Source organism: Anaerolineae bacterium, from assembly GCA_011176535.1.
Taxonomy (GTDB): domain Bacteria; phylum Chloroflexota; class Anaerolineae; order Anaerolineales; family DRMV01; genus DUEP01.
On the sequence record DUEP01000002.1, the window covers coordinates 46476 to 64431 of the forward strand.

Consider the following 17956-nt stretch of genomic DNA (forward strand, 5'->3'; position numbering starts at 1 on the left):
TGCAGCACGCAGCATGGGAGGAGCATCACCATGGGTCGTGGATGGTGGATTTGGTTCGCTGGGCTCCTTGTAGGTGGGGCGCTTTTCGCTGGCTGCCGTCGCCAGCCGCAGGGCGCCCCGTCCGGCGTGTTCGTCCCCCCTCCGGTGCAGATGGCCACGGCGGCCGTGGGCGCCGTCACGGCCACGCCACAACCCGCCTCCTTCCCCACCCCGACACCCCCCTGCCAGGATGCGCTGACTTATCTGGAAGACCTCACCATCCCCGACGGCACGGTGGTCTCGCCGGGGGAGACGCTGGACAAGCAGTGGCGGGTGCGCAACAGCGGCACCTGCAACTGGGATGAACGCTACCACCTGCGCCTGGTCGATGGCGTGCCCCTGGGAGCCGAGAAGGAACTTCCTCTCTATCCTGCCCGCGCGGGAGCCGAGGCTGTGATCCGCATCCTTTTCACCGCGCCGGAAGAGCCCGGCCTCTACATCAGCACCTGGCAGGCGGTGAACCCGGACGGCCAGTACTTCGGCGACCCCATCTACATTCAAATTCGCGTGGCTTCTTCCCCCTGACCCCGCTTTTCGAGGGAAAGGGAAGCGGGATGCCCACTCACTGGAAAAGCCAGCCCCTGCCGAGCCCCACCCCACGGTCTCCCCGCCCGGCGCCCGCATGGGGACTGCTGGGCCTGCTGATGACCGTCCTAGTCCTTTGGGGCGGGGCGGCATGGCCCCGGCCAGCACAGCCTCATCCGAACCCGACGACGACCTTGCCGTCCCCCGCTTCGGTGCGCCCGCCCCTGGCCTTTACTCCCACCCCCACCCCCTGGCGACCGCAGCCTCCTACCCCCACCTGGGATCCCTCCCCTACCCCGTCACTGACTCCTACTGCCGCCCCTTCGCCTTTCCCCACGCCCACATCCCAACCCACCCTGCCCGCGGAGGCCCACCTCACGGGCGTTGGCGGCCACTGGCCCCTCTACAACCTGAGTTGTGAGGCGGCCAGCGCCGTGGATTGGGCCGCCTTCTTCAGCGTCTCGCTCAGCGAAGATGAGTTTCAACGCCAGTTGCCCCGCTCCGACAACCCCAATCGCGGCTTCGTCGGCAGCCCCTACGGCGTGTGGGGGCAGATCCCCCGCACGACTACGGCGTGCACGCCCCGCCGGTGGCGGCGCTGCTGCGGGCGTACGGCCTCCCCGCCCAAGTGGTCACCCACCTGGGATGGGACGGCCTGCGCGCCCAAATCGCTGCCGGGCATCCGGTCATCGCCTGGGTGGTGGGGGATTTGTGGGCCGGCACCCCAGTGACCTATCGCGCTGCTGACGGTCAGCAGGTCACCGTGGCGCCTTTCGAGCACACCGTGCTGGTGACCGGGCACACCGCCAGCACCGTGCGGCTCATCAACCGCGGTGTGGTGCAGGTGGTGCCCCGCTGGGCCTTTCTGCGCTCCTGGGAGGTGCTGGGGCAGATGGCCGTGATTTGGGGCGAAGAGCCGACGGCGCCTTAGCCCCACGCCTCAGGGGGCATGCCGCCGCAGAATCTGCCGTACCGAGCCGTAGTAACTTTCCCCGAAAAGATTGAGGTGGTTCAACAGGTGATAGAGGTTGTAAATGGGAAGCCGCTCCCGCCACTCGGGCATCAGGGGGCGAACCTCCTCGTAGGCGCGGTAGAAGGCCTCGGGAAAGCCACCGAAAAGTTGGGTCATGCCCAGTTCGGCTTCGGCCCAGCCGTAATGCGTGGCCGGGTCGATCAAAGCCGGCTGGCCGTGCTCATCCGGGATCACATTGCCGCTCCACAGGTCGCCGTGGAGCAGCGAGGCCGGTTGAGGCGGGACCAGTTCGGGCAAACGGGCGGCCAGCCGTTCCACCCGGCGCACATCTTCCTGGGGCAACAGCCCGCGCCGGTGGGCCAAGCGGGCCTGGAAGAGCAAACGGTGCTCGGCGAAGAAAGCGTAGCCGTCCTCAGTCCAGGGGTTGGGTTGAGGCATGCTGCCGATATAGTTGTCGTGGGCAAAGCCAAAGCGCGGGTTCGTATGGCGATGCAACGCGGCCAGTTGGCGGCCCAGGGTTTCCCAAAAGTCCGGTCGGCGTGAGGCCGGAGCTAGGTCTTCCAGGAGCAGGAAATCTTGCCCCCACAGATAAGGTCGCGGCACCCGGGGACCGTCGGGCACGCGCAGCGCCTCCAGGCCCTCGGCCTCGCGGGCGAACATGTCCGGCGGCGCGCTGGGGTTGGTTTTGAGGAAGAAGGTGTGCCCGGAGGCCGTCACCAGCCGCGCCCCGTTGTTAATGCACCCCCCGCCCACGGGGGCGACCCGGACCACCTCGCCGTAGCCCTGGGCCTGTAACCATGCGGCCACCTGTTGGGGCACCACCGACATCCTTACGCCTCCTGCTCTGAGGATAACTGACCGCTTTCCAGCGCCTCCAACAACCCCTGCACCGAGCGATCGATGACGCGATACACCAACTCAAACCCGTCTTCGCCGCCGTAGTACGGGTCCGGCACTTCACGTTCCCCATGGGCCTGGGGGTCGAACTCGCGCAGATAGCGCACCTTGTGCCCCTGGCCGCGCAGGCTGGCCAGGGCCATCATGTGGGCGTAGGTGTCGTCGTCCATGACGAAGAACCAGTCGAAGCGGTCGAAGTCGTCGGGGTGAATCTGGCGTCCCCGATGGTCATAGTGCAGCCCATGGCGGGCGGCCACCCGGCGTATACGGGGATCGGGCGGTTCGCCGATATGCCAAGCACCGGTGCCGGCTGAGTCCACCTCGTATTTGTGGGCCACGCCGCGCTGTTCGGCGTAGTGCCAAAAGAGGGCTTCGGCCAGAGGACTGCGGATGATGTTGCCCAAGCAGACGAAACAGAGGCGAACAGGTTGAGTCACGCAAGTAACCTCCGTTGCAGGAAGGATGCACCACGCCCCCGAATTATACCCAATCCAAATCCAGGTCTTTTGACTTCCGCCTCTGGCCGTGCTATAAAAAGCATCTCCCGCGTTTTTTTGAAGGGCAACCTATGCTCGAGAAGGTGTACGAGGCCATCGGGAAAGCCATCGCCATCATCCTCGGCTTGCAGATGGTCACCTCCCTGTCGAGCCATGCCTTCGTTTTTCCGTGAAACCGGCGGGATTCCGACAGGTACAAGGGTGAAAAAACGCCCCCGAAGGCCATCACGGCTCCGGGGGCGCGGTTGTACGGAAAGAGGGGGCTCATTCGCGGCTGGCGGCGTCCATCACCGCCACGGCGGTGATGTTCACGATATCGCGCACCTCGTCGCCGGTCTGAAGCACATGCACCGGCGCGCCCATACCCAGCAGGATGGGCCCGATGGCCTCGGCCTTGCCCAAGCGGGCGAGCAACTTATAGGCGATGTTGGCCGATTCCAAGTCGGGGAAGACGAGCACATTGGCGTCCTTGACCCGGCTGAAGGGGTAGCGTTGCTCGATGATCTCCGGCACCACCGCGGTGTCGGCCTGCATCTCGCCGTCCACGGCCAGGTCGGGCCGCTTTTGGCGGATGATCTCCACGGCGCGGCGCACTTTCTCGCTGAGCGGGTGCGGCGTGCTGCCAAAGTTGGAGAAGGAAAGCAGCGCCACGCGGGGCTCTAACTCCAACTGTTTGGCAAAGTCGGCGGCCAGGATGGCGATCTCGGCCAGGTCCTCGGCGTTGGGGTCGATGTTCACCGTGGCGTCGGTGAACAGGTACACCCGGTCGTTGACGATCATGATGTACAACCCGGCTGCCCTACCCACGCCCTCGCGGGTGTGGTGGATTTGCAGCGCCGGACGGATCACTTCGGGGTACTCGTAGGTCAACCCGGAAACGAAGGCGTCGGCGTCGCCCATCTTGACCATCATCGGGCCGAGCACATTGGGGTCGCTCAGGCGCTTGTAGGCCAGGCTCAGGGTCACGCCCTTGCGCTGGCGCAGTTCGTAGTAGGCTTGCGCATATTCGTCCATGCGCTCGAAGGCACGCGGATCCACGATCTGCGGGTCGCAATCCAAGCCCAGGCGCTGGATCTTCTCGTGGATCACCTCGGGCCGACCAATGAGAATGGGGATGCCGATGCCCTCTTCCGCGATCTGAGCGGCGGCGCGGAGAATCTTGTCCTCCTCACCTTCGGCAAAAACCACGCGCTTCTTGGTCTTGAGGCTCTTGGCCCGATTCATGAAGAAGTAGCGCACCTGCTGGCCCTTCCCCTGGCGGAAGGCCAACTGCTCGCGATACTCTTCGAGGTCGATGTGCTTGCGGGCCACGCCGGTTTCCATGGCCGCCTGGGCCACGGCTGGCGCTTCCCAGAGGAGCACCCGCGGGTCGAAGGGTTTGGGGATGATGTACTCCGGCCCGAACCTCAGGCTCTCCAGGCCATACGCTCGCAGCACACTATCGGGCACATCCTCCTTGGCCAGCGCAGCCAGGGCCTTAGCGGCGGCGATCTTCATCTCGTCGTTAATGGCCCGGGCCCGCACATCCAGCGCCCCACGGAAGATGAAGGGGAAGCCCAACACATTGTTGATCTGGTTGGGGTAGTCCGAGCGCCCGGTGGCCACGATGGCATCGGGCCGCACTTCTTTGGCCACTTCGTAGGGGATCTCGGGGTCGGGGTTGGCCATGGCAAAGATGATAGGCCGCTCGGCCATTTGCTTGACCATTTCCGGTTTGAGGATGTTGGCCACCGAGAGGCCGTAAAACACATCGGCGCCCACAATGGCTTCGGCCAGGGTGCGGGCGTCGGTTTCGACGGCGAACTCTTCCTTGTAGGGGTTCATGCGCTCTTTGCGGCCTTTGTAAATCACGCCCCGGCTGTCACACATGATGATGTTCTCTTTTTTGGCCCCTAACTTGACGGCCAACTTGGCGCAGGCGACAGCCGAAGCGCCTGCCCCGGAGACCACAATCTTCACCTCATCGATGCGCTTGCCCACCAGTTCCAGGGCGTTGAGCAACCCGGCGGCGGAGATGATGGCCGTTCCATGTTGGTCATCATGGAACACGGGAATATCCAGCATCTCCTTGAGTTTTTCTTCCACATAGAAGCACTCAGGGGCCTTGATGTCTTCCAGGTTGATCCCGCCAAAGGTAGGGGCGATGGCTGCCACGACGCGGATGAGTTCATCGGGATCGTGCGTATCCACTTCGATGTCAAAAACATCGATGTCGGCAAAGCGCTTAAATAACACGCCCTTGCCTTCCATCACCGGCTTGGAGGCAAGGGCACCCCGGTCACCCAAGCCCAGGATGGCCGTGCCGTTGGAGACCACGGCCACCAGGTTCCCCTTGGCCGTGTATTCATAGGCCAGTTCGGAGTCTTTTTCAATCTCTAACACGGGGACGGCGACGCCCGGGGTATAGGCCAGGGAGAGGTCACGCTGGGTGGCAAGTGGCTTGGTGGGTTCGACGGAAATTTTGCCAGGCTTCCCACCTAAGCGGTGATACTCTAACGCTTCTTCTCGGGTAATCTTACCGGCCATAGGAAACTCCTTTTGGAAAAATTGAAAGTGAAGGATGAGCAGTTATCACGGTTGACCCGAACCTATAGTTACAACCGTCACTAATATTATACACCTGACCTCGCCAGAAGTTACCCGGAAACGGGAAAAAGGGCGCTTTTTTTCGCAATTTTGATGGTATGATTAAGTAGGCAGCACCCTGAATGTGACCCGCTTCGGCAACACGGTCACGGCGTTCCCCTTCTGGGTTGGCTTATTCCTGCCGCTGGACGGCAGTGTAGTTGACTCAAAGGAAATCCCGACGGACTTGTTTCTCCGCCATCCCCTTTTCGGTGATGGGCGGGGCTCTCTTTGGAAAAGTTTGGGCTCCTCTTTAACACCCGAACCCGTGTGGGATGTCGTTAACCGCCGTGGCCGAGACTGGTCATGGCGGTTCTTCGTTCTATGGCGCGCAAAATCACGGCTTTGAAGGCACAAAAACGCAACCCCCAACGGGTCAATGTGTACCTGGATGGGGAATTCGCCTTCGGCCTGGCCCGCATCGTGGCCGCCTGGCTCCATGTGGGGCAGGAACTCAGCGAAGCCAAAATCGCCGAGTTGCTGCGCGCCGATGCCGCCGAGCAGGCTTACCAAAAAGCGTGGCGCTACCTGAGTTATCGCCCCCGCAGCGAAGCGGAGGTGCGGACTTACCTGGCGCGACGCGGCGTGGAGCCAGCCCTCATCGAGAGTGTGTTGGCCCGTTTGCGCGACCTCGGCCTGGTGGACGACGAAGCCTTCGCGCGGGCATGGGTGGAAAACCGGGGCACCTTTCGCCCGCGCGGACGGCGCGCCTTGCAGGCTGAACTGCGCCAGAAAGGCATCTCCCCCGACCTGGTGGAGCGTGCCCTGGCCGAGGTCGACGAAGAGCAACTGGCCCTGCAGGCGGGGCTGAAAGCGCTGCGGCGTTACGCCCGCCTGGAGTGGCCGGCTTTTCGTCAAAAGATGGGCGCCTATTTGGCCCGCCGGGGATTTGATTACGAAACCATCCGGGCCATCCTCCCCCAACTCTGGGAGCGGCGTCCTTCTTCCCCGGATGAACTTAGCGAAAAGGGAGCGAGACGATGAGACTGGGACTGGTTGTTTGGATTTTCGCCACGGTCGTGGCCCTGGCCCTGGGGCTAGGATTGGGCTACTGGCTCAAAATACTCAGCGACCGACGGCGCAAGGCCGACATTGAATCCCAAGCAGAGGACATTTTGCGCCAGGCGCGGGAAAAGGCCCGCGAACTGGAACTCCAGGCCAAAGACGAAGCCCATCGGGTGCGCCAGGAGGCCCAGCGGGAAATCTCCCGCTTGCGGCGTGACCTGCAACGGGAAGAAGACCGCCTGATGCGTCGGCGGCAGGAATTGGACCGCCGCTGGGAGAAGATAGAGAAGCGCGAACACGCGCTGACGCAAAAGGAACACACCCTGGCGAAACGCGAGGCGGAGTTGGAACGCCTGTATCAGGAACAGGTGCAGCGTCTGGAGACTATCGCCGACATGAGCCGGGAAGAAGCCCGCCAACTTCTGTTGACCGAGGTGGAGAGCGAGGCCCGGAGCGATATGGCCCGCATCATCCGCCAGATCGAAACCGAAGCCCGCGAAGAGGGCGAGAAACGGGCGCGCAAACTCATCGCCCTGGCTATCCAGCGGGTGGCCTCGGAACATGTGAGCGAAATCACCACCTCGGTGGTCCCCCTGCCCTCCGACGACATGAAAGGGCGCATCATCGGCCGCAACGGGCGCAACATCCGCGCCTTCGAGCAGGCGGTCGGGGTGGATGTCATCGTGGACGACACCCCCGAGGCGGTGACCATCTCCTCCTTCGACCCGGTGCGCCGCGAGGTGGCCCGCCGCGCCATGGAGAAACTGGTGGCCGATGGCCGCATCCACCCGGCGCAAATCGAAAAGGTGGTGGCCAAGGAGCGCCGCGAGGTGGAGCGCATCATCGTCGAGGCCGGAGAACAGGCGGCCTACGAGGCCGGCGTCACCGGCCTGCACCCTGATATCCTCAAAACCCTGGGCCGCCTCAAATTCCGCACCTCCTACGGCCAGAACCAACTCTACCACGCCGTGGAGACGGCCAAAATCGCCGCGGTGCTGGCCGCCGAACTGGGCGCCGATGTGGAAATCGCCAAAACTGCCGCCCTGCTCCACGACATCGGCAAGGCCATGGACCACAACCTGGAAGGCACCCACGCCATGATCGGGGCCGAGTTCCTCAAGCGCTACCGCGTGGATCCCCGGGTGGTCAACGCGGTGGCTTCGCACCACCACGAGGTGGAACAGGAAAGCGTGGAAGCCATCATCGTCGAGGTGGCCGATGCCATCTCCGGTGCCCGGCCCGGCGCCCGTCGCGAAAGCCTGGAAGACTATCTCAAGCGGGTGCGCGCGCTGGAGGAAATCGCCAACTCCTTCAAGGGCGTCTCCGAGAGTTTCGCCCTCCAGGCCGGGCGCGAAATCCGCATCATTGTGCGTCCCGAGGACATCGACGATCTGGAGGCCGCCCGTCTCGCGCGGGACATCGCCAAGAAGATCGAAGAGAACATGCAGTACCCCGGCCAGATCAAGGTCACCGTCATCCGCGAGACGCGGGCCGTGGATTACGCCAAGTAACCCCCATGGCCGGACCCCTCGACTGCTCCCTTCCTCCAGGGTTTTGCTCCGCCCTGGGGGAAGTTCCATTAAAAGCCATTCGCCCCTGCCTGAGCCTCCGGGCTGCCTGGTAGGCTCCGACGGCCCGCAATGCCCCCGGCAAGCGGCACCGTGGGCCACACCCGCGAGGCCGCGCCTCAGGGTGCACCCCTGGAGATTCATTTGGCAACGCTTTAGCAACGGGGGGGAAATGAACAGAGGAGGGAACTCACCTGATTGACTGACAAAACGCTGCCCATCAGCCAATCTCTCCCATCCTCCGATGAGCCTCGCTGGCGCTTGGCTCATCCGCCCCCTTCCCTCCCTTGCCAAGGGCGAGAAGGGGGCGGCTTCGGCGACGGAGTCGCGTCGCCGAAACGGGGTAGGGGTAGGGAGAGATCAAACCCAGGGAACCCTCTCGACGAGATTTGTCAGTCAACGAGACAGGAGAGATACCATGAGCCGCCAAAAAGGGTTCTGGCTTCTTCTGGCTTTCCTGGCCCTGCTCGGTCTGTGGGGCGGGTACCGCGCCGTCCGCGCCGGGGGAAACCCGGCCAGCGATCACACGCCCGTAGTGCAGGCCCGTTTCACCGCCCATCTGGGGTTCGTGTTCTGGCAAGCCGATCCGGCCCTTCTCCTGCCGGAACGGGTGAGCCCCAGGTCGTCTGGCAAGCGGCGGAGGAGGCCGTGCCCACGCAACGACGCCGGGGCTTTGGGGGCACGGACGCCCACACCCCGGGGGTGATGAGCGCCGGCCTCATCTTTACGGGCGACTTCGACCGCCACCCTCCGCAAAAGGTGGAACTCCGCTTCCCCCACGGCGTCTCCCTGAGCGCCCCGGCCCAACCGGGAACGGCGTTGACGCCCAGCCCCAGGCGGGCGACGCCCCGCTCCGCGTGGACGAAGGCCTTTGGGCCGCGCCGTACCTCATCCTCTCGCTGTGCGTGGATGCTCCGGATACGCGGGCATGGCTGCCGGAGATGCACTTCCAGGTGGGCGATGCGTCTTGGAAGATAGGTTATTTTGCCCTGCAGAACAAAGAGGCCCTGGGGCGCTCGACGCTTTTGTGCCATTTCCAGATCTACGATCTCAGCCGCGCACCGCTCTCCGGGTCAGGCACGGCCAAAGCGCGGCCAGGGCCTCCCAGGAAGGCACTGCAGAACTGCGCCTGCAAGGTTTTCGTCTCCAGCCCTATCACTGCCTCAGCGATGAGGAAGCGGAGCGTATCCGGCAGGCGCTGCCCGAGGCCTGGCAGCAGGGGCACTACGAAAGGGTGGCTTCCCAGGGGCCTCTCCTCTGGTACCCCACCGCGCCGCCCGACGCCTCGGCAGCCCAATAAGAAGCATGGGAAGCCGCGATGCGCACGGTAGCCAGGCAGGTGTTCGTCCCCCGGTCAGTCCGGGTGTGGCTCACCGCCGCGCCTTAGGGCCAAAGCATAGGGCGGTTGGGCGCCCAAACCGCCCAACCGCCAAAGCGCTTCTACCCCCTGACAAAGGGATTGTGCGCCCGTTCATAGCCCACGGTGGTCTCCGGGCCGTGGCCAGGCAGCACGCGCGTTTCCGCTGGCAGGGTGAACACCTGCCGACGGATACTGTGAAGCAGGATGGCGTGATCGCCGCCAGGTAGGTCGGTGCGGCCAATGCCTTCGTAGAAGAGTACATCCCCGCTGAACAGCACCTGCTCTTGCGCGCAGTACAGCACCACATGGCCGGGGGTGTGTCCCGGCGTGTGACGCACCTCGAAGGCGATTTTCCCCACCGTAAGCCATTGCCCATGGGCCAGTTCCTCAGTAGAATTGGGCAATGAGCCGATGGAGAGGCCGAACCACTCGGCCCCGCCTTTCCTTTCCCACAGAGGTTTTTCCAACGGATGGAGCCAGACACGAGGTGTGGGGCTCACCCGGGCCAGCAACCCGGGGATGCCGCCAATGTGATCAAAATGGGCGTGGGTGACCCAGATGGCGACAATGCGCCATCCATGCTGCTGGGCCATCTGGGCGATGTCCTCTCCCGCGTCAGCCGGGTCGATGACCACCGCCTCACCCGAGGCCGGGTCGGCCACCAAATACGTGTTCGTCTCTACGGGGCCAAGGACCAACGGGACGATGTGCAGCATAACCCCTCCCAACAGTGAAGAGCAAACCAGGGAAAACGCCAGATGCAGGTGGGTATAATGTTAACATGAAAACCTTTCAACTACACGCCCCTTTTGAGCCTACGGGAGACCAACCCGAAGCCATCCGCCGCCTGGTGGAAGGGGTGCGGAAGGGATACCGGCATCAGGTGCTGTTAGGAGCGACGGGCACGGGCAAGACGTACAGCATAGCCTCGGTGATCGCCCAACTCCAACTACCCGCCTTAGTGCTGGCCCACAACAAAACCCTGGCGGCGCAACTGTACGCCGAATTCAAGTCCTTCTTCCCCGAAAACGCCGTCGAGTATTTCGTCTCCTACTACGACTACTACCAGCCCGAAGCCTACATCCCCCAGCAAGACCTGTACATCGAGAAGGACACCGAAATCAACGAGGAAATCGATCGCCTGCGCCTGGCGGCCACCACGGCCCTCATGTCGCGCAAGGATGTGATCATCGTGGCCTCGGTCTCGGCCATCTACGGCCTGGGCAGCCCCGAAGCCTATGGCCGCGCCGTCATCCACCTGGAAGTGGGGCAGATTTACCGTCGCAACGCCCTGCTGCGCCAGTTGGTGGAGAGCCAGTATCAGCGCAACGACCTGGAACTGCGCCCTGGCACCTTCCGCGTGCGCGGCGATACGCTGGAGGTCGCCCCAGCTTACGAGGAGGAGAAAATCTACCGCATCTCGTTCTTCGGCGACGAGGTGGAGCGCATTCTGGAAATCAACCCGCTCACCGGGGAGACCTTAGGGGCCTTGCTTTCGGTGACCATCTTCCCGGCCAAGCACTACCTCACCGAAGAGGAAAAACTCCAAAAGGCCCTGGCCGACATCGAACGCGAACTGGAAGAGCGGGTCGCCTGGTTCAAGGCTCAGGGCAAACTGCTGGAGGCCCAGCGCCTGGAACAACGCACCCGCTACGACCTGGAAATGCTGCGGGAGGTGGGCTACTGCTCCGGCATCGAGAACTATTCCCGCCATCTGGAACAACGCCCCCCGGGTTCGCCCCCCTGGACCCTGATGGATTACCTGCCCGCAGAGTATCTGCTCATCATTGACGAGTCGCACATGACCATCCCCCAGATTCGCGGGATGTACCACGGCGACCGCAGCCGCAAGCAAACCCTGGTGGCTTACGGCTTCCGCCTGCCTTCGGCCCTGGACAACCGACCGCTGACCTTTGAAGAGTTTGAACAAAAGATGGGCTACACCATCTACACCAGCGCCACCCCCGGCCCTTACGAACTGCAGAAAGCCGACCAGGTGGTGGAGCAGATCATCCGTCCCACGGGCATTCCGGACCCCAAGGTGGAGGTACGGCCCACCAAAGGGCAGGTGGAGGACCTGTTGGGCGAGATCCGCCAACGGATCCAGCGGGGCGAGCGTGTGCTGGTGACCACGCTGACCAAGCACATGGCCGAGAAACTGAGCGATTACCTCATGGAGCAGGGCATCAAGGTCCACTATCTGCATTCGGAGATTGATACTTTGGAGCGGGTGCAGATTCTCCGCGACCTGCGCTTAGGGGTGTACGATGTGGTGGTGGGCATCAATCTGTTACGCGAGGGGCTGGATTTGCCCGAAGTGTCTCTGGTGGCTATTCTGAACGCCGACAAAGAAGGCTTCTTGCGCAGCGCCACGGCGTTGATTCAGACCATCGGTCGCGCGGCGCGGCATGTGAACGGGAAAGTCATCATGTACGCCGACCGGGTCACCGAGGCCATGCGAGCCGCCATCGACGAGACCAACCGCAGGCGGGCCAAACAACTGGCCTACAACCGTGAGCACGGCATCACCCCGCAAAGCATCGTCAAGCCGGTGCACGACCTCACGGAGCGTGTGGCGGCCCAGGTGGCCGAAGAAGAGGCCCCATACCGGGTGAAGCACCCCGAGAAAATGGGCGTCGCGGAACTCAAGGCCCTCATCGCCGAGTTGGAGCGGCAGATGCACCAGGCCGCCGAAGCCCTGGAATTCGAAAAGGCCGCCGCCTTACGGGATCAGATATTCGAACTCAAAGCGCTGCTGGCCGAAATGCCCGGGTTGAGCCTTAGGGAACGCTTAGACCTGCTGAGCGAGGTGGAGCGGGCGAAGTCGTGAGGTCGTGGAGTTGTGGGTCGTGGCATCGTGGGGCGTAGGGCGTGACGTTGGGATGAGGAAGACGCAGAGGGATAGGGAGGCGCAGAGGGCACAGAGGATTGTCGTCGCGTGGTTAGGTCGTGGCGTCGTGAAGCGTCAATGGCCGTCCTGTCATGGTGAGCGCCCCATGAACGGCACTTCGCACATTGCACATTGCACATCGCACCCCACCGGGTATCCGGGCATCAGGGCACTGGGCATCAAGGCATCCCCCTACCTCGAACCTCGGACATCGCACGCCGCACCTGACACTGGAGCACCAAGCATCTAGGCATCCCTACAAGGACTTGTCCTGCCCTCAGATGAAGCCCGCGTTGGAGGTCGTATGCCACGCAAAAACAATGTCATCCGCCTTTTAGAGCAACGGGGCATCCCCTACAAAGCCTTTGAACTGCCGCGGGAGAAGTTGGGCGCCCGGGAGGTGGCACAACGGCTGGGATTGCCCCTGGGCCAGGTCTTCAAGACCATCGTGGTCGTGCGCGAGGGGCGGGGCAAACCCATCCTGGCCGTGGTGCCCGGCGATCGTGAGGTGGACCTCAAAGCCCTGGCGCGGGCTGTGGGAGAGAAAAAGGTACACCTCCCCACCGAGCGGGAAGCCGAACGCCTGACCGGCCTGCAAGCCGGGGGCATCTCCCCCCTGGCCCTGGTGGGGCGGCGGTTTCAGGTGGTTTTTGACGACACGGTGAAGCAGTGGGAGGCCATCCACCTTTCTGGCGGTGAGCGGGGGCTCAACCTGCGGATCCCGGTTCAGGCCCTTCTCACCCTGCTGAACCCGGTGGTGGCCCCCATCTCCCGGGGGGACAACTGGATAAAAAATCCATAAAAACCCCTCTAAGCACCTTGTAGGATTGATGGAGTTCCTCTATAATCCTTCCAAGTTAGGAAAAGGGTTTGGTTCCATGATGCCTTTCCCTGCTCCCTATCCCTTGAACCTCTCGAAGGAGGAGAGAAGATGAAGAAAGTTTTAGGCTTACTGGCCGTGCTGGTGGTGCTGGCACTGGCCCTGGCCGCCTGTGGCGGCCAAAGTGCAGCCCCCGCGGAAAGCGGTGCCCAGCCTGTGCAGACCGTGATCGTCACGGTCCAGGTGCCCGCTGAAGGCGGGGCGGCTGCGCCCTCCGGTTATGGGGAAACCCTGAAGACCGTGAAGGAGCGCGGTAATGTGATCTGCGGCGTGAACGGCCAATTGCCCGGGTTCAGTTATGTGAATGCCCAGGGTGAATACGAAGGCTTTGATGTGGACTTCTGCCAGGCGCTGGCTGCTGCCATCTTTGGCGACCCCGCCAAGGTCGAATACCGTCCGCTGACCGCCAAAGAGCGCTTCACCGCCCTGCAGACGGGTGAAATCGATGTGCTCATTCGCAACACCACCTGGACGCTAAGCCGCGACACCGAACTGGGTGCCAACTTCGTGGCCACTACTTTCTACGATGGCCAGGGCATCATGGTATCCAAGGACAGCGGTGTGACCAAGTTAGAGGACCTCAACGGGGCCAGCATCTGCGTGGCCACGGGCACCACCACCGAGTTGAACCTGGCCGACCAGATGTCCGCCCGCGGCATCGACTACACCCCGGTGGTGTTCGAGACCGCCGACCAGGTCTTCGGCGCCTACGAAGAGGGCCGCTGCGACGCCGTGACCACCGACAAGTCGGGGTTGATCTCCCGCAAGATCACCCTGAAGAACCCGGATGCCCACATCATCCTGGACGAGACCCTTTCTAAGGAACCTCTGGGGCCCGTGGTGCGCCATGGTGACGATCAATGGTTCGACATCGTCCAGTGGGTGGTTTTCGCCACCTTCACCGGCGAGGAATTCGGCATCACCTCCCAGAATGTGGACGAGGTGAAGGCCACCACCCAGGACCCCAATGTGAAGAAGTTCCTGGGCCTGGAAGGCGAAATGGGCCAGAAGTTGGGCCTGGACAACAACTGGGCCTACAACATCATCAAGATGGTGGGTAACTACGCCGAGATCTACGACCGCAACCTGGGCCCCGGCACGCCCTTCAACCTGCCGCGCGGATTGAACGCCTCGTGGAAGGACGGCGGCCTGATCTACGCACCGCCCATCCGCTAAAGCGATTTCCCAAGAGGGGGAGGCTGCTCGACTTCAGCCTTCCCCTCTTTTTTTCTGCTTGGTTGTGAAGTCCCTTTTGGCTGTTGGGGAGGAAGTCGATGAGCACAGAGAGTTTGCGTCGGGAAGGTATCCCCTTCTGGCGTGACGAGCGGGTTTTGCAGGTCCTCAGTCAAATCATCTTTCTGGTCGTGGTCGTGGCCGTGGGCTACTCCCTGTATCGGAACATGATGGTCGCATTGGCCAAACAGGGGTTGTTGCCCAGTTTCCACTGGCTGAAATTGACCGCCGGGTTCGACATCGGAGAGCATCTGATCTCCTACTCTCGCGCCAGCACCTATGGCCGCGCTTTCCTTGTCGGCATCCTCAACACCTTGCTGGTGAGTTTTTTGGGTATCATTTTCGCCACTTTGTTGGGTGTTATTGTTGGCGTCGCCCGTCTTTCGGGCAACTGGTTACTCAGCCGCCTGGCTGCTTTTTATGTTGAGGTGCTGCGCAACATCCCCTTGCTGGTGCTCCTGGTCTTCTGGTACACCGGCCTGTTCCTGAAACTACCCCGCGCCAAAGAGGCAATGGTCCTGCCAGGGCCCATTTACCTCAGCAACCGCGGCGTGGCCATCCCCTGGGGGATCCCCACCGAGACCTTCCGCCTCTACCTTTGGGTGCTGCTCTTCGCCGTCGTTGCGGCGGCCATCGTGGCCTGGCGGCTCACCTTAATCGGCAAACGCACCGGGCGCCCTCCACTGGTCACTTTATGGACCATCGTGACCTTTCTGGTGATCGCCATCCTTGGCGGCTTGATCCTGAAGCCGCTGGCCTGGAGTTTCCCGGAACTCAAAGGGTTCAACACCGTGGGTGGGCGGAACCTGACCCCCGAATTCGCCGCTCTGCTCTCGGGACTGGTCATCTACACCTCGGCCTACATCGGCGAAGTAGTCCGCTCCGGCATCCAGTCCGTGTCCAAGGGCCAATACGAAGCCGCGCGCGCCCTGGGGCTGAACGGTTTTCAGACCCTGCGATTGGTCGTCTTTCCGCAGGCCTTACGAGTCATCGTGCCGCCGCTGACCAGCCAATACCTCAACCTGACGAAGAACTCTTCCCTCGCCGTGTACATCGGCTATCCGGATCTCTACTCGGTGGCCGGCACCATCCACAATCAAACGGGGCGGGCCGTGGAGGTGACCTTGATGATGATGGCGGTCTACCTCTTCTTCAGCCTGGTGACCTCGCTGTTCATGAACTGGTACAACCGCAAGATCCGCTTTGTGGAGCGTTAAGCCATGCAACAGCCCGTCAAAGCCTACACACACGGTGAAGTGCTGCCACCCCCTACTGAGCGGTTCACCCTGCTGGGATGGCTGCACAAGAATTTGTTCAGCACCTGGTACAACGGCATTCTGACCCTGGTCACAGCGTACATTGTGTACCTTCTGGGAAAGTCGATTCTGGTGTGGGCTTTCACCCAGGCCGAATGGCAGGTGGTGCTGGTCAACATGCGCCTGTTCATGGTCGGGCAATACCCCGTGGAACAGATCTGGCGCATCTGGCTGGCCGTCCACCTGGTGGCAGTGACCTTGGGGCTATTCTGGGGAGCCATGCTGGGCCGTCGCTATCTGCATGCCGGCGTGGTGGTGGCTGCCCTGCCCCTGCTGCTGGCCCTGGCGCCCAAGATGGCCCCTTCCGTGCGCCTCAATGTGGCCCTGTTCTCCGTGCTTGGGGTGGCCGCGTGGGCCTTGGGCTACACCCAACGGGAACGGCATTGGGTGCGCTGGCTCACCCGGTCGCTTCTCCTGGGGTACTTCCCCGTGCTCATCCTGTTGATTCGGGGCCTGGGGCCGGAAGGGTTCCTTCGCTATGTGCCCACCAACCTCTGGGGCGGTTTGCTGCTCACCTTCCTGCTCACCATCGTGGGCATCACCCTGTCCTTCCCCTTGGGCATCCTGTTGGCGCTGGGGCGACGCTCGACGCTGAAGGTGGTCCACCTGTTCAGCGTGCTTTACATCGAAATCATCCGTGGCGTTCCCCTGGTCACGGTGCTGTTCATGGCCCAGGTGATGCTGCCCCTGTTTCTCCCGCCGGGGATGACCATCGACCGGGTGCTGCGCGCCATGGCCGGCATCGTGCTTTTCAGCGCGGCCTACATGGCCGAGAATGTCCGCGGCGGGCTGCAGGCCATCCCCCGCGGGCAATACGAAGCCGCCTGGGCCATCGGGCTCAACGGCTTCCAAACCATGACGCTGATCATCCTGCCCCAGGCGCTACGCAATGTCATTCCGGTCATCGTGGGCCAGTTCATCGCCCTGTTCAAAGACACCTCACTGGTAGCCATCGTGGGCTTGCTGGATTTGCTGGGCATCGCCTCGACGGTGTTGGCCCAGCCGGAGTTCATCGGCAAGCAGCGCGAGGTGTATACTTTTATCGCGCTAATTTACTGGGTGTTTAGTTATGCCATGTCCTACGCCAGCCGCCGCCTGGAAGAGGCATTGGGCGTGGGTCAGCGATAGGCCATTTTGAGTGGAGGAAACCCCCATGACGATTGTGAAAACTTTTGACCTGGATGCCTTTCTACAACTCCCCGAAGAGGAACGCACCGCCGCCATTGAACGGCGTGAGGTGCCCATCATCATCGCCCGGGATGTGCACAAGTGGTACGGGCACTTTCACGCCCTGCGAGGTATCAACATGGAGATTTACAAGGGGGAGGTGATTGTGATTTTCGGCCCCTCAGGGTCGGGGAAATCCACCTTCATCCGCACCATCAACCGCCTGGAAGCCCACCAGCGGGGTACCATCATCGTGGACGGCATTGAACTGACCCACGATGTGCGCAACATCGAAAAAATCCGCATGGAAACGGGGATGGTGTTTCAACAGTTCAACCTCTTTCCCCACCTGACGGTGCTGCAAAACATCACCCTGGCCCCCATCCAGGTGCGCAAGTGGCCAAAGGAGAAGGCCGAGGAAGTGGCCATGCAACTGCTGGAGCGTGTGGGCATCCCCGACCAGGCCCACAAGTACCCCGGTCAGTTGTCCGGTGGCCAACAGCAGCGTGTGGCCATTGCCCGTGCCCTGGCCATGCAGCCCAAGATCATGCTCTTCGACGAACCTACCTCGGCCCTGGACCCCGAAATGATCAAGGAAGTGCTCGATGTGATGGAAGAACTGGCCGAGAGCGGGATAACCATGGTCGTCGTGACCCACGAGATGGGCTTCGCCAAAGCCGTGGCCGACCGGATGTTTTTCTTCGACCAGGGCCAGATTGTGGAAAGCGGCACACCGGAAGAAATCTTCACCAACCCCAAAGAAGACCGCACCAAGTTGTTCCTCTCGCAAATCCTGCACTGACACTCACCAACAAATTATTCAATACGCCGGGCCCTATCTCTGAAGTCGGGGCCCGGCATATCATCAACGGCGAGGCACGGGGTGTCCATTGACCAACACCTGGATACCCTCCGAAAGATTTAGCGGAATTTCCACTTCAAAAGATTGTAAGACCTGAACGCACATTTGTTTGGGCGCAT

General features: G+C 62.3%; 16 protein-coding genes. 12 read left to right on the forward strand and 4 right to left on the reverse strand.

The genetic code is table 11. The annotated features are described in order from the left end of the window. The first annotated feature begins 30 nt into the window (after nucleotides 1-30). Together G4O04_00535 and G4O04_00540 are read left to right on the forward strand one after the other, a co-directional pair. Nucleotides 31-564: a hypothetical protein gene (locus G4O04_00535; protein HEY57038.1), complete on the forward strand. Its 534-nt coding sequence runs from the start codon at nucleotides 31-33 to the stop codon at nucleotides 562-564. A gap of 544 nt (nucleotides 565-1108) precedes the next feature. Next, nucleotides 1109-1495, forward strand: a complete 387-nt coding sequence (locus G4O04_00540) for a hypothetical protein (GenBank protein HEY57039.1) — start codon at nucleotides 1109-1111, stop codon at nucleotides 1493-1495. Nucleotides 1496-1504: 9 nt separating this feature from the next. Here the strand turns inward: G4O04_00540 and G4O04_00545 are convergent, their stop codons facing one another. The 3 genes from G4O04_00545 to G4O04_00555 form a co-directional block, all read right to left on the reverse strand. Continuing rightward, a complete protein-coding gene (locus G4O04_00545) occupies nucleotides 1505-2365 on the reverse strand; it encodes a fructosamine kinase family protein (GenBank protein ID HEY57040.1) in 861 nt (286 codons plus the stop codon). A 2-nt stretch (nucleotides 2366-2367) separates the two neighbouring features. Then, nucleotides 2368-2871 (reverse strand): low molecular weight phosphotyrosine protein phosphatase, encoded by a 504-nt coding sequence (locus G4O04_00550; GenBank protein ID HEY57041.1) that lies wholly within the window; start codon nucleotides 2869-2871, stop codon nucleotides 2368-2370. Between the two features lie 324 nt (nucleotides 2872-3195). Then, on the reverse strand, nucleotides 3196-5457 hold the full coding sequence (locus G4O04_00555; protein HEY57042.1) for an NADP-dependent malic enzyme: 2262 nt from the start codon (nucleotides 5455-5457) through the stop codon (nucleotides 3196-3198). Between the two features lie 405 nt (nucleotides 5458-5862). Here G4O04_00555 and G4O04_00560 point away from each other — a divergent pair, with 405 nt between their 5' ends. The 4 genes from G4O04_00560 (at nucleotide 5863) to G4O04_00575 (ending at nucleotide 9429) form a co-directional block, all read left to right on the forward strand. Continuing rightward, nucleotides 5863-6540 (forward strand): hypothetical protein, encoded by a 678-nt coding sequence (locus tag G4O04_00560; GenBank protein ID HEY57043.1) that lies wholly within the window; start codon nucleotides 5863-5865, stop codon nucleotides 6538-6540. 2 nt (nucleotides 6541-6542) lie between these two features. Beyond that, nucleotides 6543-8072: a ribonuclease Y gene (gene rny, locus G4O04_00565; protein ID HEY57044.1), complete on the forward strand. Its 1530-nt coding sequence runs from the start codon at nucleotides 6543-6545 to the stop codon at nucleotides 8070-8072. A gap of 475 nt (nucleotides 8073-8547) precedes the next feature. Further along, nucleotides 8548-8835 (forward strand): hypothetical protein, encoded by a 288-nt coding sequence (locus tag G4O04_00570; protein ID HEY57045.1) that lies wholly within the window; start codon nucleotides 8548-8550, stop codon nucleotides 8833-8835. A 321-nt stretch (nucleotides 8836-9156) separates the two neighbouring features. Continuing rightward, nucleotides 9157-9429 (forward strand): hypothetical protein, encoded by a 273-nt coding sequence (locus tag G4O04_00575; GenBank protein HEY57046.1) that lies wholly within the window; start codon nucleotides 9157-9159, stop codon nucleotides 9427-9429. A 140-nt stretch (nucleotides 9430-9569) separates the two neighbouring features. Here the strand turns inward: G4O04_00575 and G4O04_00580 are convergent, their stop codons facing one another. Then, nucleotides 9570-10205, reverse strand: a complete 636-nt coding sequence (locus G4O04_00580) for an MBL fold metallo-hydrolase (protein HEY57047.1) — start codon at nucleotides 10203-10205, stop codon at nucleotides 9570-9572. Between the two features lie 65 nt (nucleotides 10206-10270). On the opposite strand from G4O04_00580, the gene uvrB reads away from it, so the two are divergent. From uvrB to G4O04_00610, 6 genes are all read left to right on the forward strand, one after another. Continuing rightward, complete coding sequence (gene uvrB, locus G4O04_00585; protein ID HEY57048.1) at nucleotides 10271-12319, forward strand: excinuclease ABC subunit UvrB; 2049 nt, start codon at nucleotides 10271-10273, stop codon at nucleotides 12317-12319. A gap of 364 nt (nucleotides 12320-12683) precedes the next feature. Continuing rightward, nucleotides 12684-13181, forward strand: coding sequence for an aminoacyl-tRNA deacylase (locus tag G4O04_00590; protein ID HEY57049.1), 498 nt, complete (start codon nucleotides 12684-12686; stop codon nucleotides 13179-13181). A 129-nt stretch (nucleotides 13182-13310) separates the two neighbouring features. Then, complete coding sequence (locus G4O04_00595) at nucleotides 13311-14435, forward strand: amino acid ABC transporter substrate-binding protein (protein HEY57050.1); 1125 nt, start codon at nucleotides 13311-13313, stop codon at nucleotides 14433-14435. Between the two features lie 98 nt (nucleotides 14436-14533). After that, complete coding sequence (locus tag G4O04_00600; protein HEY57051.1) at nucleotides 14534-15709, forward strand: ABC transporter permease subunit; 1176 nt, start codon at nucleotides 14534-14536, stop codon at nucleotides 15707-15709. Nucleotides 15710-15781: 72 nt separating this feature from the next. Then, nucleotides 15782-16936: an amino acid ABC transporter permease gene (locus tag G4O04_00605; GenBank protein ID HEY57052.1), complete on the forward strand. Its 1155-nt coding sequence runs from the start codon at nucleotides 15782-15784 to the stop codon at nucleotides 16934-16936. 25 nt (nucleotides 16937-16961) lie between these two features. Beyond that, on the forward strand, nucleotides 16962-17777 hold the full coding sequence (locus tag G4O04_00610) for an amino acid ABC transporter ATP-binding protein (GenBank protein HEY57053.1): 816 nt from the start codon (nucleotides 16962-16964) through the stop codon (nucleotides 17775-17777). Nucleotides 17778-17956 lie beyond the last annotated feature (179 nt).